Origin of the sequence: Pectobacterium colocasium (assembly GCF_020181655.1) — a bacterium.
Taxonomy (GTDB): domain Bacteria; phylum Pseudomonadota; class Gammaproteobacteria; order Enterobacterales; family Enterobacteriaceae; genus Pectobacterium; species Pectobacterium colocasium.
This window is the reverse complement of record NZ_CP084032.1, coordinates 4418921-4443542: the sequence shown is the minus strand read 5'-3', so window position 1 is coordinate 4443542 and position 24622 is coordinate 4418921. Positions and strand designations below refer to the sequence as shown.

Sequence of the window (24622 nt, the reverse complement as noted above, 5' to 3'; positions counted from 1 at the left end):
AAATCGTTCTCCGTAGCTTTCCGTGGATAAAAGTACGGGATAGAAATGACATATTTATGTCTGTTGATAGATTATTAGCCAAAACTGTAAGTTTGTGTAATCAACGCGTGATTTTTTCGGGCTATTACCAACCCAGCATGCTGATTAGCTGTGGAAAAAGCTCGCTAGGACAGATCTGTTGCCGCTGTTATTCAATGCAGAGTTGTTTTCCGTGTTTCATTAATGAGGCATAGCTTGCCAATATGACCTATTAATAGAACGAAAATCTTGTATTTCCTTCATTGCAGACGCATCATGTTCTATAAATAGGTGTTAAGTATGGGGTATGCCCCATTAATGGAACAGGAATATAGCGATGGCAAAACCTTCTGCTCGAACATATTCTCGCTACAGCCGTGACGCAGCTCGTTTACTCGGGTTGATGCTTCGCAGCGCGAGGATCGAACGTAATATGACAGTGGAAGAATTAGCTGAACGGGCAGGTGTATCACGAGGCTTAGTCTATCGCGCAGAGGAAGGAGATATGGGATGTTCAATTGGCGCGGTTTTTGAGCTGGCTACCCTTGTTGGTGTCCCTCTTTTTACCGCAGACCAATCCGCAATGGCACTTCATATTGCCAACATGGAGAAAACACTTTCTCTTCTGCCGCGCGCTGTACATCATTCTAAAAAGGTCGTGAATGATGACTTCTGATAACGCTGTCGACAAAGCCTATGTATGGATCTGGTTGCCTGATGCGACGAAGCCTGTTGTGGCCGGTTTATTGAGCCGGGACGGCGACCGACTCATTTTCAATTATGGTCGTAACTATCTGGAGCGAAAAGACGCGATCCCTATCTATGAACCTGAATTGCCGTTAATGCGTGGTGCTATACCGCCAGCGGCGGGCCTATGGCAGGCGAGTGCATTACGCGATGCCGCGCCTGACGCATGGGGACGCAGGGTCATCCTTAATCGACTTATGGGTGTCAGAGGCAGGGGAGCAGATAGCAGTACGCTGGATGAATTGACATATTTGCTTGAGTCCGGTTCAGACAGAATTGGCGGGCTCGATTTTCAGGCGTCGCCGACAGAGTATGTCCCGCGTTCAGCTCAAAATGCTTCTCTTGAAGAGTTGATGATTGCGGCCACTATGGTGGAAAACGGTGTCTTGTTGACGCCTGAGCTTGATCAAGCTCTTTTCCATGGGAGTTCGTTGGGAGGGGCTCGGCCGAAAGCGATGATCGAAGATGAGAACCATAAGTTCATCGCAAAATTTTCGTCCTCGACGGATACCTATAACGTCGTTAAAGCTGAATACATTGCTATGCGGCTGGCTGCGAGTATTGGTTTAAATGTGGCTCCGGTGCACTTTCGCCAGACGGCGGGGAAGGACGTTATTCTGATAGAACGTTTTGACCGTATGAAAGCAGAAGGTGGCTGGAAACGCAGGCTAATGGTCTCTGCACTGACGCTTTTCGGCCTTGATGAAATGATGGCGAGATATGCGAGCTACGAAGAATTCTCGGACATCATCCGGCAACGTTTCGACGAACCGAAAGCGACGCTGCGTGAGCTGTTTGGCCGTCTGGTCTTCAACATCATCTGCGGAAACACCGACGATCATGCCCGAAACCACGCGGCATTCTGGGATGGCCGAACACTAAAGCTGACTCCAGCCTATGATATTTGCCCGCAGAATCGGGCGGGTAATGAGGCGACGCAGGCAATGTTGATCACGGGTGAAAACAGGATGAGCAATTTCTCTGTCTGTCTGGCGGCTGCACCTAAATTTCTGCTGAGCGAAGCTGAAGCTATTGAGATCATCATGCATCAGATAGAAACGGTGCGTGCATGCTGGGAAAGCATCTGCGATGAAGTCGCATTGAGCGAAGTGGATCGTAAGCTGTTTTGGGGCCGGATGTTTTTCAACCCTTTTATTTTTGAAGGTACGCCGGACAGCTTACGCACTAAAGCGCTAACGGGGTTAATGACTTGAAAACCAATCTGATTACCCGCGAGGGGTATGACAAACTGCGGGCAGAGCACGACCATCTCTGGAATGTAAAACGCCCGGAAATTACCAAAATTGTCTCCTGGGCGGCCAGTCTGGGGGATCGCTCAGAAAATGCGGACTACACCTATAACAAGCGTTTACTACGCCAGATCGACAGGCGTGTTCGTTACCTGAGAAAATGCCTGACGGAATTGAAAATCGTTGATTATTCGCCGCAGCAGGATGGCAGCGTATTTTTTGGTGCCTGGGTCGAGATCGAAAATGAGCAAGGTGATGTGAAGCGTTTTCGGATTGTCGGCCCAGACGAGATCTATGGCGACAATAAAGACTATATTTCGATCGATTCCCCGATGGCGCGCGCCATGCTGAAAAAAGCGGTGGATGAGGAATTCACCGTGAATACGCCAGACGGCCCGCGTGAGTGGTTCGTCAATTCCATTGGTTACGAGCGTTATCGTGGCGGAAATGATTGATTACACGAATTTTAATATGCTTTGTAACAATTTTGCCTAGAATGTATACCAGAAACGACTGTCAGTCATTCGTGTGTTTCTGAACAATAGCAGCGTCGGCGCTATTACGCCTTTGGAGAAAGAGAATGCAAGAAAACTATAAAATTCTGGTTGTAGATGACGACATGCGGTTGCGTGCGCTATTGGAGCGTTATCTGACTGAACAGGGTTTTCAGGTACGTAGCGTAGCCAATGCTGAACAGATGGACCGTTTACTCACCCGTGAATCCTTTCACCTCATGGTGCTGGACTTAATGCTACCGGGCGAAGATGGTCTGTCCATCTGCCGTCGTTTGCGTAGCCAAAGCAACCCGATGCCGATCATTATGGTGACGGCGAAAGGGGAAGAAGTGGACCGTATCGTTGGGCTGGAAATCGGCGCGGACGATTATATTCCCAAACCTTTCAACCCACGCGAACTGCTGGCGCGTATTCGTGCGGTGCTGCGTCGTCAGGCGAATGAACTGCCGGGCGCGCCGTCGCAGGAAGAAGCCATTATCGCGTTTGGCAAATTCAAGCTGAATCTGGGCACGCGCGAAATGTTCCGTGATGATGAACCGATGCCGTTGACCAGCGGTGAGTTTGCTGTGCTCAAGGCGCTGGTGAGCCATCCGCGTGAGCCGCTGTCTCGCGATAAGCTGATGAACCTGGCCCGTGGCCGTGAATACAGCGCGATGGAGCGTTCCATCGACGTACAAATTTCTCGTCTGCGCCGCATGGTGGAAGAGGATCCGGCGCACCCGCGCTATATCCAGACCGTGTGGGGTCTTGGCTACGTGTTTGTCCCGGACGGCAGCAAGGCATGATGCAATGGCGCTTTTCTCCGCGCAGCTCATTTGCACGGACGTTGCTACTGATTGTCACGTTGTTATTTGTCAGTTTGGTCACCACCTATCTGGTGGTGCTCAACTTCGCTATTCTGCCGAGTTTGCAGCAGTTCAATAAGGTGCTGGCATACGAAGTAAGAATGCTGATGACGGACAGTCTGCAACTGGAAGATGGCTCCACGCTTGAGGTGCCGCCTGCGTTCCGGCGTGAGATTTACCGCGAATTGGGTATATCGCTATACACCAATGCGGCGGCGGAGGAAAGCGGCCTGCGGTGGGCTCAGCACTACAAGTTTCTGAGTGACCAGATGGCGCAACAGCTGGGCGGCCCGACGGATGTGCGGGTTGAGGTCAGCAAGAATACGCCGGTGGTGTGGTTGAAAACCTGGCTGTCACCGGATATCTGGGTGCGTGTTCCCCTCACTGAAATCCATCAAGGCGATTTCTCGCCGCTCTTCCGCTATACGCTGGCGATCATGCTGCTGGTGATTGGCGGTGCCTGGCTCTTTATCCGGGTGCAGAACCGACCCTTAGTTGAGCTGGAACATGCGGCGTTGCAGGTCGGTAAGGGCATTATTCCGCCACCGCTGCGTGAGTATGGCGCCTCTGAAGTGCGTTCCGTGACCCGCGCCTTTAACCAGATGGCCTCCGGCGTGAAGCTGCTGGCGGATGACCGCACTCTGTTAATGGCGGGCGTGAGCCATGACCTGCGTACGCCGCTGACGCGAATTCGTCTGGCGACCGAAATGATGGGCAAGGAAGATGACTATCTGGCGGAGTCGATCAATAAAGACATTGAAGAGTGTAATGCGATTATTGAGCAGTTCCTCGACTACCTGCGTACCGGTCAGGAAATGCAGACGGAAGTGGCCGATCTGAACGCCATCATGGGTGAAGTCGTGGCATCGGAGAGCGGTTATGAACGTCAGATCGACAGCGAGTTTGCTACCGGCGAGCTGCTGGTGTGCATCAGTTCGCTGTCGATAAAACGGGCGGCGCTGAATTTGGTGGTGAATGCGGCGCGTTACGGTAACGGCTGGATAAAAGTCAGTACCGGACGTGAGCTACAGCGCGTCTGGTTTCAGGTCGAGGATGACGGAGAAGGCATTGCACCCGATCAACTGAAGCACCTGTTCCAGCCGTTCGTTCGCGGCGACAGTGCGCGAACCACCAGCGGTACCGGGTTGGGGTTGGCGATTGTGCAGCGTATTATCGATGCGCACAATGGCGTGCTGGATGTCGGCACCAGCGAACGCGGTGGACTTTGTGTCCGCGCGTATTTGCCGTTGCTCGCAGAGGCATATGCGCCTGAAATCAGTACAGTGAAAGAATGACCCACCCGATTTCCTCTGTCTCTTAGCCACAGTTTTTATGCTGACGAGAAGAGGGTTTCGTGCGCGATAATGCCGTTATTTTCATGCTACCCGTGTAGCACGCGCCCGACACGGGACGGCTCACACGCCGCTCGCCCCGTGACCCCAGGCTTTCGGCGGAAATTATGCCGCTGCCGCGGTGCCTTCGTCGTATCAGGCTCAACGGACCGCTTGCGACACGTTCCAGACGTGGCGCAAGCTTTCGCCGCGTCCTGCGGCTCATCCTAAGCCTGCTAGCTCCTCAGCATAATTTTTTACGCCGGAAAGGAAAAAACCGAGGTAAATTCCTGTATTTATGTATAAGAGATAGTTCGCTGGGTGAGTCGTTAACGTATAGATGGAATGAATGTCCCCTCCCCTGCTCAGAGGAGGGGAATGCGTTTACCGCTTCGGTCCTGCTTTCACCAGCGCGGCACCTGCTGGTGCATCGGTATATTTATCGAAGTTGGTGATAAAGCGCTGTGCCAGATCGTCCGCTTTTTCCTGCCATTGCTCGACGTTCGCGTAAGTATCACGCGGGTCAAGAATGTCAGGGTTGACGCCGGGCAGCGAGGTTGGGATCGCCAAATCGAAGACAGGGAGCGTCTGCATTTCTGCATTATCAATGCTGCCGTTCAGGATGGCGTCAATAATCCCGCGCGTATCCTTAATGGAGATACGTTTACCGCTGCCGTTCCAGCCGGTGTTGACCAGATAGGCCTGTGCGCCCGCCGCCTTCATGCGTTTTACCAGCACTTCAGCGTACTGCGTTGGGTGCAGCATCAGGAATGCCGCGCCGAAGCAGGCGGAGAACGTTGGTGTTGGTTCTGTCACGCCGCGTTCGGTTCCCGCCAGCTTGGCGGTAAAGCCAGACAGGAAGTGATACTGCGTTTGATCGGACGTCAGGCGAGAAACAGGTGGTAACACGCCGAACGCATCAGCCGTCAGGAAAATCACTTTCGTTGCATGGCCCGCTTTAGAGACCGGTTTAACGATATTCTGAATGTGATAGATCGGATAAGAAACACGGGTGTTTTCAGTTTTGGAACCGTCGTTGAAGTCTACGGTGCCGTCCGCCAGCACAGTGACGTTCTCCAGCAGCGCATCGCGTTTGATGGCGCCAAAGATATCCGGTTCGGCTTCTTTGGAGAGCTTGATCGTTTTGGCATAGCAGCCGCCTTCAAAGTTGAAGACGCCGTCGTCGTCCCAGCCGTGTTCGTCATCGCCAATCAGTTGGCGTTTGGGATCGGTGGAAAGCGTGGTTTTGCCGGTACCGGATAGACCAAAGAACACCGCCACATCGCCCTTTTCACCGACGTTTGCCGAACAGTGCATGGAGGCGATGCCTTTCAGCGGCAGCAGGTAGTTCATGATGGAGAACATGCCTTTCTTCATTTCACCGCCGTACCAGGTGCCGCCAATCAGCTGGATGCGCTCTGTCAGGTTGAACGCGACAAAGTTCTCGGAGTTCAACCCCTGTTCCTGCCAGTTCGGGTTGGTGCATTTTGCGCCGTTCATCACGATGAAATCCGGCTCAAAGCCTTCCAGCTCTTCATCGCTCGGGCGGATAAACATGTTTTTGACGAAATGCGCCTGCCAGGCCACTTCTGTGACGAAACGTACGCTGAGACGGCTATCTGGATTCGCGCCGCAGAAGGCATCGATGATGAACAACCGCTTGCCGGAGAGCTGCGTAGTGACGAGCTGTTTCAGGTGCGTCCAGGTTTCCTGGCTCAATGGATGGTTATCGTTCTTACCTTTACCCTGATCGGACCACCACACGGTGTCGCGCGTAACGTCATCGCGCACGATGTATTTGTCTTTCGGGGAGCGGCCGGTAAAGATGCCGGTATCGACGGCTACGGCACCCAATTGGGTTTCGATACCGCGTTCATAGCCTTGTAGGGTAGGGGAGCGTTCTTCTTCAAAAAGCAGTTCATAGCTGGGATTGTAGACAATATCGCGGACATCGTGGATTCCATAAGCCGTCAGGGCTTGCGGGGTAATACCGTTGATCAGCATGTTGCTACTCCTCAAGTTATAGTCGTACTACTAAACATTGTAGGGAGTGAGCTTATTTTAACCGCGATAGCAATCATAAAATTAAATAAATTCATTAATAACTTTGCTTATTTAGGGTGTTTGAAAAATAATCACGGCAGTTTATAGATGGGAAAATAAGCAAAATAAAACGGGTACTTTCGTACCCGTTAAAACGATTAATGCAACAGATTTCCTGATGAATCGTGCCGTATGGCGCGGATGTCCAGCGAATTAAACAAGTAGTGCGTACCACAATAATCACAGTGCATATCGATTTCGCCATCCTGTTCGATCATTTCATTGATCTCCTGATCGGACAGCGTCATTAATGCATCGGCGCAACGGTCGCGTGAACAGTGGCAGCGGAATTCGACATCCTGCGGCTCGTACACCGTGACCTCTTCCTGATGGTAAAGGCGGTACAGTACCTCGGTCGCAGGCAGGGTAAACAGTTCTTCGGCTTTGACCGTGGTGGTGAGCTGCGCCAGATGATCAAAATCATTCCGATCGGCATCTTGTGCAGGCAGCACCTGAAGCAACATCCCCGCGGCCGCCTGATTGCCTTCGTGCTGTCCGGTACGGATAAACAGCCGTGTCGGCAACTGCTCGGACTGCTGGAAATAGCTCTCCAGACATTCGGCCACGGTTTCACCTTCTAAACCGACGACACCCTGATAACGCTCGCCGTCAGTCGGCGTAATGGTAATGACCAGATAGCCATTGCCGACCATTTCTTTCAGCGAGCTCCCCGGTGCGATATCCCCTTGCAGACGGGCAACGCCGCGCATCTGCTGCTGGTGGTTACCGTTAATCACTGCCAGTTTCAGTGGGCCATCGCCCTGAAGCTGAACGGTAATATCGCCGCTGAATTTTAGCGTTGCCGTCAACAGGCTGGTGGCAACCAGCATTTCACCCAGCAGCGTTTGCACCGCAGACGGATAATCGTGGTTGGTCAAAATACGTTGATACGTCTCGTTAACGGTTACCAGTTCGCCACGAACGGCATAATTTTCAAACAGGTAACGGTGTAATTGGTCGTGAGCCATAATGTTTTCTCGTCGTAATGGTGCGGCGATCGCTGAGTCTTCTCTCTATTGTCATCAGTTTGATGACCAATAAATGAAGGGCGGAGCGTTATTCCTGATCGCTGTATTTAAATTTAATCAGATCGCGTCGCTCTTTTTTATCAGGGCGGCGATCGGGGTGTGGCATCGTTAACGCATTCATTTTCCGCGCCAGCGCCAGCTTTTCTCGTTTCTCAATACTGTCGGCCGTTTCCTGATACAGCGCCTGCGCCTCTGTCGCACTTCTGCGCTGGCCGCTGACGGCCAGAATGACCACGGTGCGTTCGTCATTGCCCTGACGCAGTTTAACCTCGGCATTCAGTTCGACCTGTTTGCTTGGCTTACCGCGTTGTCCGTTATAGTGCACTTTGCCGCCGTCGATCATTTCGCGGGCAATGGCTCGGGTTTTATAGAAACGGGCGGCCCAGAGCCATTTATCCAGACGAACGGCGTCGTCGGCCTGCTCGGTAGCTTTCACCATCAATCCCCCTGATTATCCTAATGCCGATCGTTTAAGGATCGAGAATACTGGGGGCGACACTGGCGCGAGGCATACCTCATCGTCGTGTTTCCCCCTCAGACCACTGCATTACCCGGCGTTAACGGAGTGGCGCAGAGCGGGTAGCAGCGCAAGATAGTCGTTCATTGACGGATGTTGCAGGAACGCCTTTTCCTGTTGGCCGGAATCTGGATTACGTACGCCCAGACAGTAATGGATACCGAACGTTTTTGCGGCATCCAGAATCGGCTCGCTGTCATCCACGAATAATGTTCTGGCAGGGTCGAAACCGGTTTGCTGCTGTACGGCCTGCCACAAGCGCTGATTCTCTTTCGGATATCCATAAGTATGGGTGGAAAGCAATAAATCAAGGTGCTGATCCAGCCCCGTATGTTCGATTTTTACCGCCAGACTGTGTGGATGGGCGTTGGTCAGGAGAATGGTCTCTTTACCGCATTCGCGCAGCGCCGCTAAAAACGGCGTGGTGTCATCGCGCAGCCGGGCACGTGTGCCGATATCCGTCGTCATTTGATAGATATCCAGATCCAGACGTTCTGACCAGTAATCGAAACAGTACCAGTTTAGCGTGTGCTGAACGGCACGGTACTCTTGTTCGATGAGCTGGTGTGCCTGCTCAAGGCTGATATGGCGTTTTTCACTGAGCGACTGCGGTACCAGTTGAAGCCAGAAATAGCTGTCAAACGCCAGATCGAGCAGCGTGCCATCCATATCCAGTATCACGGTGTCGATGTCGTGCCAGTTAACGTGGGGATTCATAACGACTCCAGATGTCGCGCCGTGCTGTAGGGATGATGAAGCAGGAGGCGCGCAATGCAATAGTGGCGGGAAACCGATTCCGCTAGGTTAGCATAACCGCAGTACGGGCACGATGCCGTTAGCGGGGGAGCAGAGGGCGGTTGTCCGGGAACGCATTCGTCATCATGTTGAACCGAGAAGCGTAATAGCGCTGAATATCGGTCACTCGTTTCTGGCTTTTACGCAGTTTAATGGCGGCCAGAACCGCATTAACGATAAACGTTGCAGAAAACAGCAGCAGCAGCAGGCAACTGCCGAGATAGCGCCAGACGGTAATGACGTCGGGTTCGCTGTGCAGGTTGATGTGCTGCGTCCCGTTGGCATCGGTGCTGAGTTGGGTGATAACGCCTGTGGCATTAAACGGGGTATGCAACAGCATCGCGGAAAGCCGCTGGAGTTCCTGCCACTGATCCGACGGGCGGTACTCATTGAGCGGCATTGGAGGGAGCGGGTGGTTAACGAACTGCCGGCCTTCATCGCTGCGAATCAGGAATCCACCGGGCGGCGGGCTGTTCAGCGATTCTGCCGCATTATTGATTTCCTGATAGAAGAATTGATCGGTAGAACTGTTGACCAGAGATTCCAGCGTTTCTGCGCTGACGGCGGGCAACACCACATTCATGCCTTTTAGCGTGCCGGAGTTGGCGTCTTTGACCAGCGTATTCCAGTTTTTGACATCGCTCAGATTAACCAGCGCATTTTTCAGCCGGGAGCAATCGTTTTCCTGTTTACACAGATCTTGTGTTCTCAGGACAACGTCAGCGAAGTTTTTCATCAGGATCAGCCCTGATTTCTGGATCGTGGACGCTAGCTGGGAATTAACCTGACCTTCTTTTTCCGCTTGCGGGTGGAGCTGGCTGTTGACGGATTTCAGCAAGGCAGAGGCTTTTTCAATGGTCTCGGATTCCGGTAAGGGCAGCGGCGTGGCTTTATTCCAGTAAATGGCGGAGCAGTCGAACGGGCTGAACGCGTAGGATGACGGCGTGGAGACGGGACGAATTCCTGCGGGCACATAGCACATACCACTGCCACGCACCGCCAGCGTATCACCAATGTGGAGCTGAGCCTTTTCCAGATCGCTGACCTGCGTGACTTCAATACGCTGTGCGCCCTGAAGCCAGGCCAGACTGAGCTTGAGCGGCAGTTCAAGTTGCACGTTGGTAATCAGTAAAATCAGGCTGAGCAGTGAACCAACGGATAGCAGCAGATTCCTGCCCCAGCGCTGTAACGGGAAATGTTTCACTTCATCATGCAGCGAAAGGTGTTCGCCCTGACGGATGACCTGTCGATTGAGATAGATATCGACATCCGTTTTTCTGCCCAGATCTTGCGTGATGTAGGGTTGCCAGTGAGGCGGGTAAATCAGATCGATATTGCCGAGTGAGATATTGCCGAGCGGCCCCTGATTGGACTCGCCAAACAGGCCCAAACCTTGCGGTGTGCCGTGAAGGCAGTGGACATCCCGCAGTTCCTGAGCGGACGGCGAGCGGAAAAGCTGCCAGAGGCTCCAGCCCGCCAATAAGGATGCGGTACCAATCAGCCAGGGGAGCAGGGCGATAGGGCTATTCAGGCTGATGAACAAGAGCAAGAAAGACACGCAGAGCACGGCGGCTTCCTTCAAGCCCCCAGAGTGGTGCATGGCGTGTTCTTCACGTGTTTCCTTACGGATAGTGACCAATTCGGCATGCTCACTCCCTTCCTGACGGATGGAGGCGTTCGGGACGGGGACTTCGCTTGGTAGTGGAGCCAGCGGCCGATCGTCAAGGCACTCGGTTAGCGAGTGCCCGTTCAGGGAAATCACCAGCGGAATCGAGCGCGTCTTTATCAGTTCGACGGTGTTGTTTTCGGTAATGAACTGTTCCCAACTGGGCGGCAGATGGATCTCTTGTGTATCGATGTAGTAGCGCCACTTATTCTGAGCATCGGTGCTCAGGCCGTAGCGGGTAATCGTCTTGGTGACGGGGTAAACCCGATTACTTTGCAGGGAACGCGGCAGTTTTGGCTGCGCATTCGGGGTATCAAGCGGCGTGGTCTGCTGGCTGTTTTCCTGAGCCAGATAACGCTCCACGGCGATGCGTTCATCTTCAGTGAGCCGTCGGGGAAGCGATTGCGAAACGGGTAATGGCGGGGTGGATAAGAAACGACGGCGCAGTCGGTAGCCAATAACACCTCCGATCGCGATCAGACAGGCAAGCAATATCGCCAATAAGGTAAATATTGTGCTCATGTCATCTCCCTTCCAAAACGCGAGGCTCCTTGTTTTCGTCGGAGTTTAACAAAATTATACAATTGATGATAACCCGTATGGCATTGTTTTCTTAGATTAATAACGTAATTGTGAATGGAATTAATCGCATAAGGTGATGATAGTAACAAGCAAAAAATGCCACTTGAATGAGGATATTCCTATTTTTTTTAAGTTATTGACTTTTAGCGGCGGTTTCTCATACAGGATGTATCCTGTATGTTGCTCACACGTAAATTCATCGTCACGATAGTTGCAGCGAAGGCGACTGTTAACGCACAATGTGAGCAGAATCAAAAAAGAATATTTACGATCTTTTCTTATCCAACAGCATGCCATATGCGGATTGCATTAAGCGCAGTCTCTCATGCGTGTTGGGCTAAGATGCCGTTCTGGTCGTAACGCTCTGGGGGCATCAATGAGTCATAACCTGCAAAAACCTAAAATCCTCAAGGTAGAAACGGTAGCGCGTTCGCGCCTGTTCAATGTGGAATCCGTCGATCTTGAATTTAGCAACGGGGTTCGCCGGGTTTATGAACGGATGCGCTCAAGCGGTCGACAGGCGGTGATGGTTGTCCCGGTCATTGATGATGAATTGGTGTTGATTCGTGAATACGCCGTCGGCATTGAAGAATACGAATTAGGCTTCCCCAAAGGGCTGATCGATCCCGGTGAAACGGTCTTTGAAGCCGCTAACCGCGAATTGATGGAAGAAATCGGTTTTGGGGCAGAAAAGCTAGAGTTACTGGCGACATTAACCATGGCACCCTCCTATTTTTCCAGCCAGATGAATATCGTGGTGGCGCGGGGGCTGTATCCGCAGAGCCTGGAAGGCGATGAGCCGGAACCCATGCCGCAAATCCGCTGGCCTGTGGAGAACATGATGTCGCTGTTGCAAGAGCCTGATTTCCGCGAAGCACGTAATGTCAGCGCGCTGTTTCTGGCTCACGACTGGCTGCGTCGTACACCCCGCTAATTTCCTGTGGCATAACGGAAAGCATACGTCTTTTCCGGTGATATCGGTCACACATCCTTTTTTAACGCGTTGTCGTGACCGATGCGGACGTCTATAACGTCTGCACAGGGCGTGACTGATGAATGAAGGCGAACCTGCCGTGGATAGCAAAACCTGCTATTCACGGCGGGTTTTTTTGTTTTTCAGCCCTGATAAATGGGTAAAACAACACCGACAAAAGAGAGTGATAAGATGAACATACCGAAGGGGATCATACGTACACCATTGGTGCTGCTGGCGCTGATGAGCACGCTGCTCTTTCCTGCGCTGGGTCAGGCGGCGGAAACGACGACAGAGAAAACTCGAATCATTATTCTGACGGACATTGGTAACGAGCCTGATGATTCGCAGTCTTTGGTTCGCTTCCTGCTCTACAGTAACGAGTTCGATGTCGAAGGGATTGTGGCAACGACCTCAACCTGGCTGAGGGATAAGGTCAATCCAGAGATGATTATGCAGCGCCTTGATGCTTACGAGCAGGTGTTACCTAACCTGCGCCAGCATGCGTCCGGCTACCCTTCTTCGGAAGCATTACGTCAGGTTGTCAAATCTGGCCGTGCCGGATTTGGCATGGACGTCGTGGGTGATAATAAAGCGACAGAGGCCTCCAGGTTGATCATTCAGGCGGTGGACAAACAGGACACGCGTCCTCTGTGGGTTACGGTATGGGGCGGAGCAGTAGACTTAGCACAGGCGCTGCATGACGTACGTGCGACTCGCACGCCGGAGCAGGTGGCGACGTTTGTCAGTAAGATTCGCGTGTATGCGATTTCCGATCAGGATAATACCGGAGCCTGGATTCGCGCGAATTTCCCGACGCTGCGCTATATCACCAGTATCCATGCCTGGAATGATTATTTCCTCTCTACCTGGATCGGCATGTCTTCGTCGTTTGCCGAAGGCAGCGATATGAGTCAGGTGAATAACGAATGGCTGAGCAAACATATCCGTAGCAAAGGCCCGCTCGGTGCGGTCTACCCAGCGATTGAATATACGATGGAAGGGGATACACCCTCATTCCTCTATCTGATTCAAAACGGGCTTGGCGATCCAGAACACGCGGAATATGGCAGTTGGGGAGGGCGCTATGCGGCTATTGTGCCGGGCGACACCAGTGGGCTACGCGTCAGCACCTCCGATCAGGTCATGAGTCATAACGGTAAAATGTACCGTACCGCCTCGGCCACGATCTGGCGCTGGCGTGACGCATTCCAGAATGATTTTGCTGCTCGTATGGACTGGACGCTGACGAAGGACAGTAAAAAAGCCAACCATAACCCCGACCTTGTGCTGAATGGTCAGGCCGGACGTTCTATTGTGGCGATCAACGTGAAAGCAGGGGAAACCGTGACGCTATCTGCCGATGGTTCTCACGATCGTGATGGTGACAAAGTGAATTATACCTGGTGGCAATATAAGGAACCCACGGCCACCGCGATAGGCGTACATTTTGCACCAGAAGTGAAGTTGGTTAACACATCAGGGATGCAAACGCAGTTTGTTGCGCCAGACGTTAAAACACCGACGCCTTTTCATATCATTCTACAGGTGAAAGATGAGGGAACACCGAATCTGTTCTCCTATCGTCGGGCAATTGTCACCGTGGTGCCAAAGTGATTGTGGTTTGAAAGGTACTGGATTGAACGCCGATAGCGTGGTCTACAAGGGGTTGTGCCAATAAAAATGGCCTTCCGTCAGGAAGGCCATCAATGCATATGGATACCGGATATCAGAACAGCTCTTCGCTTTGCCCGTTATCCATCAGCGTGGTGCCGACTTCATGCACTTCATATTCTTTCGGCTGTGTTCCGTCAATGAAGTATTCGGAACGGCTGTTCCCGCCTCCGTTGGACAGCTTGCCGCTGCTGCGGTCAATGACCACGCTGACGACGCCGGGTGGTGGTGTCAACGGCTGTTCCGGTACGCCATCCAGCGCGGATTTCATGAAATCATCCCACGCAGGCTGTGCGGATTTCGCACCGCCTTCATAGCCGGAGATCTGGTCTTTGATGACGCCAGAGGCGCTGCTGGCACCCAGATCGCGGCGGTGATCGTCAAAGCCGATCCAGACCGAGGTGACCAGATTCGGACCATAGCCGGAGAACCAGGCATCTTTGGAACTGTTCGTTGTACCGGTTTTACCGCCGATATCATGACGTTTCAACTCTCGGCCCGCGCGCCAGCCTGTTCCCATCCAGCCGGGTTCGCCAAAAATGTTACTGTTTAGTGCGTCTTTAATCAGGAACGCCAGCGGCGTACTGATCACGTGCGGGGCGTAAGGCTGTGCGGCGCTTTGCTGTGCCGCCTCTGGTGTGACAGGCTCCAGCTCCGGTTGCGGCAGACCTTGCGGTGGCGTTTCGTTTGATGTGGCGACGTCTTCAACGTTAGTGGTCGCTAACACTGGAGAACGTGGCGTTTCACCGTAGATTAGCGGTAAGTTACAGGTATCGCAGACCACTTTTGGCGTCGCTGTAAAGACCGTACCACCCGCTTCGCTCTCTATTCTGGTAATCAGATAGGGATCAACCAGATAGCCGCCGTTTGCCATAACGGCATAACCCCGTACAACCTGGAGCGGTGTAAATGAAGCGGCACCCAGCGCCAGTGACTCGGTATGGACGATATTCTGCGCCGGGAAACCGAAGCGTTGCAGGTAATCCGCCGCATAATCCACGCCCATCGCGCGCATGGCTCGTACCATCACCACGTTTTTGGACTGACCCAGCCCCTGACGCAGACGGATCGGGCCATCATAGGTTGCCGGTGAGTTTTTTGGCCGCCAGTCAGATCCGGCGCCGGCATCCCAGCGGGTGATCGGCACGTCGTTCAGAATCGTTGCCAGCGTTAACCCTTTGTCCATCGCCGCGGTGTACAGGAACGGTTTGATGTTGGAACCAATCTGACGCAAAGCCTGCGTCGCACGGTTGAATTTACTTTGGTTAAAGTCAAAACCGCCGACCAGCGCTTCTATCGCACCATCTTTCGGGTTGAGTGAAACGATGGCGGAGTTGACGTCCGGCACCTGTGCCAGCCACCAGTCATCATTGACTTTGCGTACCCAGATCTGCTGGCCTGCCTGCACCACGTCCGTTACGCGTTTCGGCGTTGGCCCTTGCTGCGTATCGGAACGGTATGGACGTGCCCAGCGCATGCCTGCCATTGGCAGAGCAATATTGCTGCCGTCAGACAGGATTGCAATCGCGTTGTCTGCCGTGGTGCTGGTGACGATAGCCGGAGAGAGCGGACCGTAGACCGGCAGCGCTTTCAGAGCGGTAATCATTTTCGCCTGATCCCAGGTGCCTTCACCCACTTTCCACAGCACTTTACTCGGGCCACGATAACCGTGGCGCATGTCATAGGCCATCACGTTATTACGCAGGGCATCCTGCGCGGCCGTTTGCAATTTTTTGGTGACCGTCGTGTAGACCTTATAACCGTCGTTATACGCATCTTCACCGTAGCGTTTCACCATTTCCTGCCGCGCCATTTCCGCGACATACGGTGCGGAGAACGAAATCTCTGGGGCGTGATAATTCGCCACCAGCGTTTCGCTACGCGCCGCATCGTATTGCGCCTGCGTGATGTAGTTTTCATCCTTCATGCGCGCAAGCACCACGTTGCGGCGGGCAACGGCGCGGTCATAGGAATAGAGCGGGTTGAACGTTGACGGTGCTTTCGGCAGGCCGGCGATCATCGCCATTTCGCTCAGCGTCAACTGATCAACCGGGCGACCAAAGTACACCTGTGCCGCCGCACCAACGCCATAGGCGCGATAGCCGAGGTAAATCTTGTTCAGATAGAGCTCAAGGATTTCATCCTTGGTCAGCAACTGCTCAATGCGGATAGCCAGAAACACTTCCTTGATCTTACGAATCAGAGTGCGTTCCGGGCTTAGGAAGAAGTTCCTGGCGAGCTGTTGCGTAATGGTACTCGCCCCTTGAGAGGCGTGGCCAGACGTCAACGCGATAGACGCGGCGCGAATAATCCCGACGGGGTCGACACCGTGGTGATCGTAGAAGCGGCTGTCTTCGGTCGCGATAAAGGCGTGTACCAGCTCAGGGGGAATCTGGTCCAGCTTGAGCGGGATACGGCGTTTTTCACCAAACTGGGCGATCAGTTCGCCATCAGCGCTGTAAACCTGCATTGGCGTTTGTAGCCGAACGTCTTTCAGCGTGGCGACATCGGGCAGTTGGGGTTCGATATAACGGTACAAACCGTATATCGAGGCAGCTCCCAGCAGAATGCAAGAGACTGCAAGGATGAATAGATACTTTACGAACTTCACCTGGGATTTTCCATTCAGTAGCGTTTGGACAGTTTATAAACAACCGGGCGCTAGTATAAAGGTAAGCCAGCACTGTGGATATGTTTATTGGATAAGGAAATCGGGTTGAGCATGGCTTATCACATCTGGCGGGTTGGATTAGATATACAGAACGGCTTCATGCGCGCTCTGGCGGTTCAGCGCCGCCGCAATGGCTGGCAGCTTCGTCACTGGTGGCAATGTCCGCTACCAGACGATACGTTGCACTCGGGTAGTTTACACCATACTGAGGCGCTTTGTGAGGCCTTGCGTACATGGCGTCGTTTGCTGCCTGGACACATTTCGCTACGGGTGGGGTTTCCTGCCCAACTGATCTTGCAGCAGCATCTGCCGATGCCCGACCGGCGTTTACAGGAGCCAGGGCGTAGTCTCTATATTGAAACGATGGCGGCGCGTAAGCTGCCAGTTAGCAGCGAATCGCTGGCGATAGACTATCGGGAAGACCCGCAGGAACAGGGTTCTCTGCTGGTGACGGCAGCACGTCGACAGGAAATTGATAGATGGCTGACATGTCTGGATCGTGTGGAGTTACGCCCTGATGTTCTTGATGTTTCAACCTGTGCGCTCCGAACGATGGCGCAACTGGCAGGGCTGGAATCTCATCGCCTGTTGCTGCATCGCCTGCTGGAGGGCTGGCTGTGGGCATCCCCGCTAAACCACGCTTTTCACTCGGGGTTCATACATCTTGATGAACTGAATGATGAATCCGATATTTTATCGATTGTGAGTACTCGCTATCAGCATGATGTCGATAGTATCGCCTACTACTCTGGCGTTTCGCCTGATTTACCTAACCAGATCGCTGACGTATTACAGCCGTGGTCGCCGTTTACCGTGTTTAGCCACATGCAGCCGCCGCTGCCGAGTTTTCCCCCGGCTTTTGCGATTGCGGGTGGGCTGGCATTGCGCCCTGAGGATGCCTGATTATGCTGCTGATTAATCTTTTACCCTGGCGGAAAGTCCAGATGCATCGGCAGGCACGTCGCTGGTTGGGGCTGTTATGGCTACAGATAGGGATGGCGTTATGCCTTATCGCCGCGAGTTATCTGTTTTGGCTGCACAGGCAGCAACAGGCACAGGATACACTCAATACGGTGCTGGCCCAGCAACAGCAACTGACGGTGCGATATCAACAAACGCACCAGGCGCAGGAAACGCTGCGCCGCTATCTGGAACAAGAACGGGCTCAGGCGGTAATCCTGAATGACAATCGTCGCAACCTCCATTTGCTAGAGCAGATTGCAGGCATGATGCCCGCACGTCTGTGGCTGACGGAAATCGCCGACCGTGGATCGCATCTGTTACTTTCAGGCGTGAGTGAAAGCTATCGCGATATCGTTACGCTACAGCATGCATTATTGCGCCATGCTTCCGTCGACCGCGTACAGCTGCTGCATACCTCCCAAGAGCGTGGCGTGAACACTGGGTTGCGCTTTTCCTTTCAGGCTAATTGGCGTGATGTGGGTACTTCCTCACTGGGGGAAGGCCATGATTAGTCAAACGCTCCTGATTGATGTCGTACTACGCCGGCCAGAGCTGGTGAATAAACCGCTCTGGCAACAGATAGCCCTTCAGTTGGCATTTGTCGCCACGACCGGACTGCTAGTCGGCTGGCTACTTATCGGTGGGTCTCGGCAGGTGGTACTTGGTATCGAAGATCAAACCGCTCAGGCACGCTTCGCGTTACGGGAAATCCAGCAAAAGCTGGACGTGATGCCGCAGTTGCCAGAGCTACGCGAGAAATTAGCGGAGAAAATCACGCAAGACGCCCCTTTCCAGCCTGACCGATTGTCGCAGCTTATCGTCGATCCGCTGGCACAGGCTGGTGCATCGCTGCTGTCCTGGCAACCGGCCCCGCGCCACGCAGGGGAACCTCATCAGGAACGTTGGCAATTGGCGTTTAGCGCAGATTATACGGGGGTGTTGCAGGTGCTGCGTGAACTGGCTGCGCTGCCTTATGTGCTGCGTATTGCGCAGTTGAGCATCAAGTCTGACGCGATTCCAACCGCATCGCCGCCGGGAACACCGCAGCTTCAGGTGGCATTAGCACTGATCGGGCCGGAGGCGTTGCCATGAGCCCCACCTCGTTCCGTATCACATTGGTGCTGCTATTCGCGTCGCATAGCGTACATGCAGAAAACACCGCAGTGCGTAGCGATCCTTTTCAGCCGTTGGTCACCACGCGCTGTTTACCCTCAACGGCGCTACCACCGTGGCAGCTAAAAGGTGTGATTGGCTCTGGCGAGCGCTGGATTGGCTGGCTAGCGCAACCAGAGGCTGGCTGGATCAGGTTGGCGATCGGCGAGACGATCCCTCCGGGGTATTGGGTGGTTAGCCAACTGGATAAATCCGGTGCCAAATTTGTCCCGACGTTGCGTGACGCAGGCTGTGACGGCCTGCCAGATAGCCTGCTGCTGGCTTCTCCGTTTATCAATAAGCCAGAGGAATAGGCGTAGCCTGCCTGGTCGCGCGTATTCGTTTTTGGGCAGCCGCTCTTTGAAAACAACGCTGATAACAGCGTATCTCAATAACAAGGAAAGTGATGAAAATTAGGATGTTATGTCAGATGATGCTGTTATGTCAGGCGATGGTGTGGAGCGGGCTACTTTTTCTTACCGCATCGTTTCAGGTTCGTGCGGAAAATACGGTATCGATGGCGTTTGAGGATTCGTCGATCCCGCGGGTACTACAGGCATTAGCCGATCACCAGCAGCTTAATGTCGTGATCGCGCCGGGCGTGACGGGGAATCTGAGCTTAAGGCTGGCAGACGTACCGTGGCAGCAAGCGCTGGATATTGTGCTGCGCATGGGGAAGCTCAGCGCAGAACGTAACGGTAACGTGCTGATGGTTTTCCCTGCCGGGCACCTTGAGTCTTTAGAGAAGGAGCAGGACAAACGTATGGCGGAGCAGGCGCAGAAATTGCCGCTGCACAATATCTCTGTCGCGTTGCAGTATGCCGAGGCGACGGAAGTGGCGGCCAGCGTTCAGGCTCAGCGTGGAACACTGCTCTCTGCGCGCGGCAGCGTAACCGTGGATAAACGAACGAATACCTTATTGATTCGCGATACGGAAGAGGCTCTGGCACAGCTCGAACCGTGGGTGAAGGCACTCGATCTCCCCTTAGCGCAGGTGCAACTGGCGGCGCACATTGTCACCATCAGCAGTGAGCACCTTCAGGAACTGGGCGTTAACTGGGGATTGGGGGAAGGGGACGCGGCGAATAAAGCGCTCAGGCTGAATAATTTTAATGTCGGCCTACCAGTGGACACTCCGGCAATTAATGCGGGATTCCATTTAGCACGATTGAATGGTCGCCTACTGGATCTGGAACTCATGGCGCTGGAACAGGAAAGCCAGGTCGAAATTATTGCCAGCCCCCGTCTGTTTACGGCGCACCAGCAGACCGCCAGTATTAAACAAGGTACGGAAATCCCGTATCAGGTTTCCAGCGGCGCCAGCGGATCGACGTCCATCGAGTTTAAAGAAGCGGTGCTCGGAATGGAGGTCACGCCGGATATTTTGCGTGCCGGTCGGATTACCCTGAACCTGAAAATTAGTCAAAACATGCCGGGACAGACGATTAAGCAGGGTGACAATGGCGAAGCGTTAGCGATCGATAAACAGGAGATCCAAACTCAGGTGACGGTCGCCGATGGTGAAACTATCGTATTGGGCGGTATTTTCCAGCAGCAAAAAAAGAACAGCGACAGACAAGTGCCACTCTTGGGTGAGATTCCCGTATTTGGTCACCTGTTCAGAAACCATACTCAACAGCACACGCGACGAGAATTGGTGATTTTCATTACGCCGACGCTGATTCCTGCCTCATCATGAGCAAACCCAGTTGCGCACTGCTGCCATGCGGTTATTTTTTTCTGACAGGGCGCAATATTTTGTCGCGTTCGCGCTTATGCGTTTGACGCTGCGGCGGATTTAGCTTACAAGGGTTAGCGAATTGAGCACTGAAGTGTTGTTCCACCGAAAATGTCGATAAAACATACTGCATTGACCACCTGTGGTCGGTGTGACATTTTATTCGGTTGCCAAACTACCCTGAGTCTTGAGATAATTTTTTGTCTGATTCTCGCACTATCGCTCATGAGGTTTCAGTTTAGGTCCCGCCGCTGGGTTGATTGGCGGGGCGGGTTATCATTAACGAATTGTCTTAGTAATACCAAAAAACATGGCAGAGAAACGCAATATCTTTCTGGTTGGGCCTATGGGTGCCGGCAAAAGCACTATTGGCCGTCAGTTAGCTCAGCAACTCAATATGGAGTTTTTCGACTCCGATCAAGAAATTGAGCGACGCACTGGGGCTGATGTGGGCTGGGTATTCGATGTGGAAGGCGAAGAAGGCTTCCGCGATCGTGAAGAGAAAGTCATTAATGAATTGACGGAAAAGCAAGGCATCGTACTGGCGACAGGCGGTGGCTCAGTCAAATCACGTGAGACGCGTAACCGTCTTTCCGCGCGCGGCGTTGTCGTTTATTTGGAAACGACGATCGAGAAACAGCTGGCCCGCACGCAGCGTGATAAGAAGCGTCCGTTACTTCAGGTTGAAACCCCTCCACGTGAAGTATTGGAAGCGCTGGCGAAAGAGCGGAACCCGCTTTATGAAGAAATCGCTGACGTGACCATTCGGACTGACGAGCAAAGTGCCAAGGTCGTTGCTAACCAGATTATCAATATGCTGGAAAGTAACTAAGAGCATACCTTTATATCCGTATTGAGCGGATCCTGAACGGGTTGTTTAACGCGCATGGAAAGAATTACCGTAACACTTGGGGAACGCAGTTATCCCATTACGATAGCCGCCGGATTATTTGATGATTCGGCTTCTTTTATGCCGTTGAAAGCGGGGGAGCAGGCCATGCTGGTGACTAACCAGACGTTGGCCCCTCTGTATCTTGACCGCGTTCGTGGTGTGCTGGAAAACAACGGTGTACATGTCGATCAGGTTATTTTACCTGATGGCGAGCAGTACAAATCGTTGGCCGTATTGGATCAGGTCTTCAGCGCTCTGTTGGCGAAGCCGCATGGTCGTGATACGACGATTGTTGCCTTGGGTGGCGGTGTCATCGGCGATTTAGCCGGTTTTGCCGCGGCCAGTTATCAGCGTGGCGTCCGGTTTATTCAGGTGCCGACAACGCTGTTATCGCAGGTAGATTCCTCCGTCGGTGGTAAAACCGCCGTCAATCACCCGTTGGGTAAAAACATGATCGGGGCGTTCTACCAGCCCGTATCGGTTGTGATCGATCTGGATTGCCTGAAATCGTTACCGGCACGGGAATTGTCATCCGGGCTGGCGGAAGTCATCAAGTACGGCATTATTCTGGATCGCGATTTCTTTCTTTGGCTCGAAGAAAACATTGAAGCCGTGCGTGGGTTACAGCATGACGCGCTGGCTTACTGCATTCGACGCTGCTGTGAAATCAAAGCGGCAGTGGTCGCGGCAGATGAACGCGAAAGTGGTATGCGTGCGCTGCTTAATTTGGGCCATACTTACGGTCATGCCATCGAAGCGGAAATGGGCTACGGTAACTGGCTTCACGGCGAAGCGGTTGCGGCAGGCATGGTGATGGCTGCACATACGGCACGTCGCCTTGGGCAGTTCTCCGTTGAGGACGTTGAGCGAGTCAAATCTCTGCTGATTCGCGCTGGCCTGCCGGTGAACGGCCCGGCGCAAATGGCGCCTGAAGCCTATCTTCCTCATATGATGCGCGACAAGAAAGTGCTGGCGGGCGAGCTACGCCTGGTACTGCCAACGGCAATTGGCCAGTCGGAAGTCCGTGGCGGCGTCGCGCATGACATGGTGCTGGCCTCAATAGCGGATTGCCTTGCCTGATGCGTCATGCTATCGGGTGATGAAAGACTGGCAGTTATGAAAGATAAGTATTAACGACAGACACGCCCTGATGGGTTATGGTTAATAAAATACAATGCGTTACGATTCAATGATTCGCCCCGGTGACTGCGCGGCGGATTCGAGTTTTTTAGTGGGGAGATGTTAAATGGATGAGTTCAAGCCGGAAGATGAGCTGAAGCCTGATACCAGTGACCGTCGACCTACTCGTCAGCAAAAAAGCAGCAACTTCGCGGTACCTAAAATCGCACTTTCCAGACAGCACCTGATGATTGGTATCGGGATTGTAGTACTGGTATTGCTGATCGTGGGTATCGGTTCTGCTTTGCAGGCACCTTCTCAGCCACAAACGTCACAGACGCAGAATCAAGCGAGCGGCGAGAGAAATATCGATCTCTCTTCCTCGTCCTCCATGACGCAGAGCGCACCGCCTTCCTCACAGGGAGAAAGCCCGGCGGCAGTTTCCGCTGATGCCAGCCATGGCCAACAGTCAGGGCAGCCGTCTTCTCAGATGCCGACGTCGCCTCAGACACTAAGCGCTCCGCCAATTTCCGGTACACCGACGGATGCGCAGGTTCAGCAGCCAGTGGCAGGCCAGCAGCGTATCGAGCTGCCAGGCAATATCACCGATGCGCTGTCGCAACAGCAAGGGCGTGTGAGCGAATTCTCTCAGGGGGCGACGGGAAACTCGACGCTGCCGACAGCGCCTGCGACAGTCGCGACGACGGGGAAAGCGCCAGCGGCTTCATCCGCTAAAAATACGCACAATACGACGCCTGCACATGTGAATGGTGCCAAGCCAGCAGCGAACAGCGCGCCAAAAGCGCCAGTCGCAAGCGCAAGCAAGCCAGCCGCTAATGCCAAAGCGGCTCCTGCGGCAGCTGGGCAGAACGTCTCCGTACAGAATGCGCCTGCCAGCCACTTTACGTTACAACTGAGCAGTGCTTCACGTGCCGACACGCTGAAAGCCTACGCGAAACAGAACAACCTCACCCATTCGTGGGTGTACGAAACGAAACGAGACGGAAAATCCTGGTATGTGTTAGTGACCGGAGTCTATGCGTCTTCTGCGGAAGCGAAACAGGCGATTGCTACTTTGCCCGCAGAAGTTCAAGCGAAAAAACCATGGGTTAAGCCGATCCGCCAGGTGAAGCAGGACTTGAATAAGTAACACCAATTTTAGCCCTGATGTGCTGTCTTACACAGAGTACAATCCGCGGCTCTGAAACGTATGAGTAACTAACGACGGCATGAAGAAGAACCGCGCTTTTTTAAAATGGGCTGGTGGTAAATATCCGCTGGTAGAAGAGATTCGTCGCTATTTACCCGCAGGAGACTGTCTTATTGAGCCCTTTGTCGGCGCGGGTTCCGTATTTCTGAATACGGAATACGATCGCTACATACTGGCCGATATTAATAGCGACCTGATTAACCTGTACAATATCGTCAAATCGAATGCCGATGAGTTTGTTCTCGACGCCCGTACACTGTTTACGGAAGAGATGAACACCTCTGAGGCGTTTTATCTGCTGCGTGATGAATTTAACCTTTGCAGCGACGCCTATCGGCGCGCGCTGCTGTTTCTTTATTTGAATCGCCATTGCTATAACGGTCTGTGCCGCTACAACATGCGTGGGGAATTCAATGTTCCTTTTGGGCGCTATAAGAAGCCCTATTTTCCTGAAGAAGAGATTCGTTGGTTCGCCTTTAAGGCGCAAAATGCCACCTTTGTCTGTGAGCACTATCAGGACACGCTGGAAAAAGCAGAAAAGGGATCGGTTATTTATTGCGATCCGCCTTATGCGCCGCTGTCTGCGACCGCAAATTTTACGGCCTATCACACCAATAATTTCAGCCGTGCCGATCAGCAGAGTTTGGCGCAATTGGCGCGCCGTTTATCGGTAGAAAGCCAGATTCCGGTACTGATTTCCAATCATGACACGTTGCTGACCCGTGAGTGGTATCAGGAAGCCGTGCTGTATGTGGTTAAAGCGCGTCGAACAATTAGCCGTAATATTTTAGGGCGTAGTAAAGTAAACGAGTTATTAGCCCTCTATCGGTGAT

General features: G+C 53.1%; 22 protein-coding genes. 16 read left to right on the top strand and 6 right to left on the bottom strand.

Going from position 1 to position 24622, the window contains the following annotated elements:
* The first annotated feature begins 355 nt into the window (after window positions 1–355).
* The 5 genes from LCF41_RS20115 (at window position 356) to envZ (ending at window position 4670) form a co-directional block, all read left to right on the top strand.
* Window positions 356–694, top strand: a complete 339-nt coding sequence (locus LCF41_RS20115) for a helix-turn-helix transcriptional regulator (protein WP_225086036.1) — start codon at window positions 356–358, stop codon at window positions 692–694.
* A complete protein-coding gene (locus tag LCF41_RS20110; RefSeq protein WP_225088238.1) occupies window positions 684–1979 on the top strand; it encodes a type II toxin-antitoxin system HipA family toxin in 1296 nt (431 codons plus the stop codon). The genes LCF41_RS20115 and LCF41_RS20110 overlap by 11 nt, the downstream gene beginning before the upstream one ends.
* Window positions 1976–2470, top strand: coding sequence for a transcription elongation factor GreB (gene greB, locus LCF41_RS20105; protein WP_225086035.1), 495 nt, complete (start codon window positions 1976–1978; stop codon window positions 2468–2470). Before LCF41_RS20110 ends, greB begins: the two co-directional genes overlap by 4 nt.
* Window positions 2471–2595: 125 nt before the next feature.
* Window positions 2596–3315, top strand: a complete 720-nt coding sequence (gene ompR / locus LCF41_RS20100; RefSeq protein WP_005969424.1) for an osmolarity response regulator transcription factor OmpR — start codon at window positions 2596–2598, stop codon at window positions 3313–3315.
* Complete coding sequence (envZ, locus tag LCF41_RS20095) at window positions 3312–4670, top strand: two-component system sensor histidine kinase EnvZ (RefSeq protein ID WP_225086034.1); 1359 nt, start codon at window positions 3312–3314, stop codon at window positions 4668–4670. The genes ompR and envZ overlap by 4 nt, the downstream gene beginning before the upstream one ends.
* 420 nt (window positions 4671–5090) lie before the next feature.
* Here the strand turns inward: envZ and pckA are convergent, their stop codons facing one another.
* The 5 genes from pckA to LCF41_RS20070 form a co-directional block, all read right to left on the bottom strand.
* Window positions 5091–6710: a phosphoenolpyruvate carboxykinase (ATP) gene (gene pckA / locus LCF41_RS20090; protein WP_225086033.1), complete on the bottom strand. Its 1620-nt coding sequence runs from the start codon at window positions 6708–6710 to the stop codon at window positions 5091–5093.
* Window positions 6711–6907: 197 nt separating this feature from the next.
* Window positions 6908–7777 (bottom strand): Hsp33 family molecular chaperone HslO, encoded by an 870-nt coding sequence (hslO, locus tag LCF41_RS20085; RefSeq protein WP_225086032.1) that lies wholly within the window; start codon window positions 7775–7777, stop codon window positions 6908–6910.
* A gap of 88 nt (window positions 7778–7865) precedes the next feature.
* A complete protein-coding gene (hslR, locus tag LCF41_RS20080; RefSeq protein ID WP_225086031.1) occupies window positions 7866–8276 on the bottom strand; it encodes a ribosome-associated heat shock protein Hsp15 in 411 nt (136 codons plus the stop codon).
* A 108-nt stretch (window positions 8277–8384) separates the two neighbouring features.
* Window positions 8385–9071 carry a GMP/IMP nucleotidase gene (gene yrfG, locus LCF41_RS20075; RefSeq protein ID WP_225086030.1) on the bottom strand — a complete coding sequence of 229 codons (687 nt, stop codon included), beginning with the start codon at window positions 9069–9071 and terminating at the stop codon, window positions 8385–8387.
* Window positions 9072–9189: 118 nt separating this feature from the next.
* Window positions 9190–11337, bottom strand: coding sequence for an intracellular growth attenuator family protein (locus tag LCF41_RS20070; RefSeq protein ID WP_225086029.1), 2148 nt, complete (start codon window positions 11335–11337; stop codon window positions 9190–9192).
* A 436-nt stretch (window positions 11338–11773) separates the two neighbouring features.
* Between LCF41_RS20070 and nudE the strand changes: the two genes are divergently transcribed.
* Both nudE and LCF41_RS20060 read left to right on the top strand, forming a co-directional pair.
* On the top strand, window positions 11774–12331 hold the full coding sequence (gene nudE / locus LCF41_RS20065) for an ADP compounds hydrolase NudE (protein WP_225086028.1): 558 nt from the start codon (window positions 11774–11776) through the stop codon (window positions 12329–12331).
* A 231-nt stretch (window positions 12332–12562) separates the two neighbouring features.
* Entirely contained in the window at window positions 12563–13987 is a 1425-nt protein-coding gene (locus tag LCF41_RS20060; RefSeq protein ID WP_225086027.1) for a DUF1593 domain-containing protein, read from the top strand.
* Between the two features lie 112 nt (window positions 13988–14099).
* Here the strand turns inward: LCF41_RS20060 and mrcA are convergent, their stop codons facing one another.
* The gene (gene mrcA, locus LCF41_RS20055) at window positions 14100–16655 is read right to left on the bottom strand and encodes a peptidoglycan glycosyltransferase/peptidoglycan DD-transpeptidase MrcA (RefSeq protein ID WP_225086026.1); all 2556 of its coding nucleotides are present in this window, start codon (window positions 16653–16655) and stop codon (window positions 14100–14102) included.
* 111 nt (window positions 16656–16766) lie between these two features.
* Between mrcA and pilM the strand changes: the two genes are divergently transcribed.
* The 9 genes from pilM to dam all read left to right on the top strand — a co-directional run bounded on the left by pilM (window position 16767) and on the right by dam (window position 24621).
* Complete coding sequence (pilM, locus tag LCF41_RS20050) at window positions 16767–17618, top strand: type IV pilus biogenesis protein PilM (protein WP_225086025.1); 852 nt, start codon at window positions 16767–16769, stop codon at window positions 17616–17618.
* A gap of 2 nt (window positions 17619–17620) precedes the next feature.
* On the top strand, window positions 17621–18190 hold the full coding sequence (locus LCF41_RS20045; RefSeq protein WP_225086024.1) for a PilN domain-containing protein: 570 nt from the start codon (window positions 17621–17623) through the stop codon (window positions 18188–18190).
* Complete coding sequence (locus tag LCF41_RS20040) at window positions 18183–18770, top strand: hypothetical protein (protein ID WP_225086023.1); 588 nt, start codon at window positions 18183–18185, stop codon at window positions 18768–18770. The genes LCF41_RS20045 and LCF41_RS20040 overlap by 8 nt, the downstream gene beginning before the upstream one ends.
* Window positions 18767–19144, top strand: a complete 378-nt coding sequence (locus LCF41_RS20035; RefSeq protein WP_225086022.1) for a HofP DNA utilization family protein — start codon at window positions 18767–18769, stop codon at window positions 19142–19144. The genes LCF41_RS20040 and LCF41_RS20035 overlap by 4 nt, the downstream gene beginning before the upstream one ends.
* Before the next feature lie 92 nt (window positions 19145–19236).
* The gene (gene hofQ, locus LCF41_RS20030) at window positions 19237–20529 is read left to right on the top strand and encodes a DNA uptake porin HofQ (protein WP_431191546.1); all 1293 of its coding nucleotides are present in this window, start codon (window positions 19237–19239) and stop codon (window positions 20527–20529) included.
* Between the two features lie 349 nt (window positions 20530–20878).
* Complete coding sequence (gene aroK, locus LCF41_RS20025; protein WP_005969451.1) at window positions 20879–21400, top strand: shikimate kinase AroK; 522 nt, start codon at window positions 20879–20881, stop codon at window positions 21398–21400.
* Window positions 21401–21454: 54 nt separating this feature from the next.
* Window positions 21455–22540, top strand: a complete 1086-nt coding sequence (gene aroB / locus LCF41_RS20020; RefSeq protein WP_225086021.1) for a 3-dehydroquinate synthase — start codon at window positions 21455–21457, stop codon at window positions 22538–22540.
* A gap of 166 nt (window positions 22541–22706) precedes the next feature.
* Window positions 22707–23729 carry an SPOR domain-containing protein gene (locus tag LCF41_RS20015; protein WP_225086020.1) on the top strand — a complete coding sequence of 341 codons (1023 nt, stop codon included), beginning with the start codon at window positions 22707–22709 and terminating at the stop codon, window positions 23727–23729.
* A 79-nt stretch (window positions 23730–23808) separates the two neighbouring features.
* Window positions 23809–24621, top strand: coding sequence for an adenine-specific DNA-methyltransferase (gene dam / locus LCF41_RS20010; protein WP_225086019.1), 813 nt, complete (start codon window positions 23809–23811; stop codon window positions 24619–24621).
* Window position 24622 lies beyond the last annotated feature (1 nt).

What these genes read in the sequence shown, in the direction of transcription:
- LCF41_RS20115 (WP_225086036.1), top strand. Translation starts at nt 356, where the DNA reads ATGGCAAAACCTTCTGCTCGAACATATTCTCGCTACAGCCGTGACGCA.
- LCF41_RS20110 (WP_225088238.1), top strand. Translation starts at nt 684, where the DNA reads ATGACTTCTGATAACGCTGTCGACAAAGCCTATGTATGGATCTGGTTG.
- ompR (WP_005969424.1), top strand. Translation starts at nt 2,596, where the DNA reads ATGCAAGAAAACTATAAAATTCTGGTTGTAGATGACGACATGCGGTTG.
- envZ (WP_225086034.1), top strand. Translation starts at nt 3,312, where the DNA reads ATGATGCAATGGCGCTTTTCTCCGCGCAGCTCATTTGCACGGACGTTG.
- pckA (WP_225086033.1), bottom strand. Translation starts at nt 6,710, where the DNA reads ATGCTGATCAACGGTATTACCCCGCAAGCCCTGACGGCTTATGGAATC.
- hslO (WP_225086032.1), bottom strand. Translation starts at nt 7,777, where the DNA reads ATGGCTCACGACCAATTACACCGTTACCTGTTTGAAAATTATGCCGTT.
- hslR (WP_225086031.1), bottom strand. Translation starts at nt 8,276, where the DNA reads ATGGTGAAAGCTACCGAGCAGGCCGACGACGCCGTTCGTCTGGATAAA.
- yrfG (WP_225086030.1), bottom strand. Translation starts at nt 9,071, where the DNA reads ATGAATCCCCACGTTAACTGGCACGACATCGACACCGTGATACTGGAT.
- LCF41_RS20070 (WP_225086029.1), bottom strand. Translation starts at nt 11,337, where the DNA reads ATGAGCACAATATTTACCTTATTGGCGATATTGCTTGCCTGTCTGATC.
- nudE (WP_225086028.1), top strand. Translation starts at nt 11,774, where the DNA reads ATGAGTCATAACCTGCAAAAACCTAAAATCCTCAAGGTAGAAACGGTA.
- LCF41_RS20060 (WP_225086027.1), top strand. Translation starts at nt 12,563, where the DNA reads ATGAACATACCGAAGGGGATCATACGTACACCATTGGTGCTGCTGGCG.
- pilM (WP_225086025.1), top strand. Translation starts at nt 16,767, where the DNA reads ATGGCTTATCACATCTGGCGGGTTGGATTAGATATACAGAACGGCTTC.
- LCF41_RS20045 (WP_225086024.1), top strand. Translation starts at nt 17,621, where the DNA reads ATGCTGCTGATTAATCTTTTACCCTGGCGGAAAGTCCAGATGCATCGG.
- LCF41_RS20040 (WP_225086023.1), top strand. Translation starts at nt 18,183, where the DNA reads ATGATTAGTCAAACGCTCCTGATTGATGTCGTACTACGCCGGCCAGAG.
- LCF41_RS20035 (WP_225086022.1), top strand. Translation starts at nt 18,767, where the DNA reads ATGAGCCCCACCTCGTTCCGTATCACATTGGTGCTGCTATTCGCGTCG.
- hofQ (WP_431191546.1), top strand. Translation starts at nt 19,237, where the DNA reads ATGAAAATTAGGATGTTATGTCAGATGATGCTGTTATGTCAGGCGATG.
- aroK (WP_005969451.1), top strand. Translation starts at nt 20,879, where the DNA reads ATGGCAGAGAAACGCAATATCTTTCTGGTTGGGCCTATGGGTGCCGGC.
- aroB (WP_225086021.1), top strand. Translation starts at nt 21,455, where the DNA reads ATGGAAAGAATTACCGTAACACTTGGGGAACGCAGTTATCCCATTACG.
- LCF41_RS20015 (WP_225086020.1), top strand. Translation starts at nt 22,707, where the DNA reads ATGGATGAGTTCAAGCCGGAAGATGAGCTGAAGCCTGATACCAGTGAC.
- dam (WP_225086019.1), top strand. Translation starts at nt 23,809, where the DNA reads ATGAAGAAGAACCGCGCTTTTTTAAAATGGGCTGGTGGTAAATATCCG.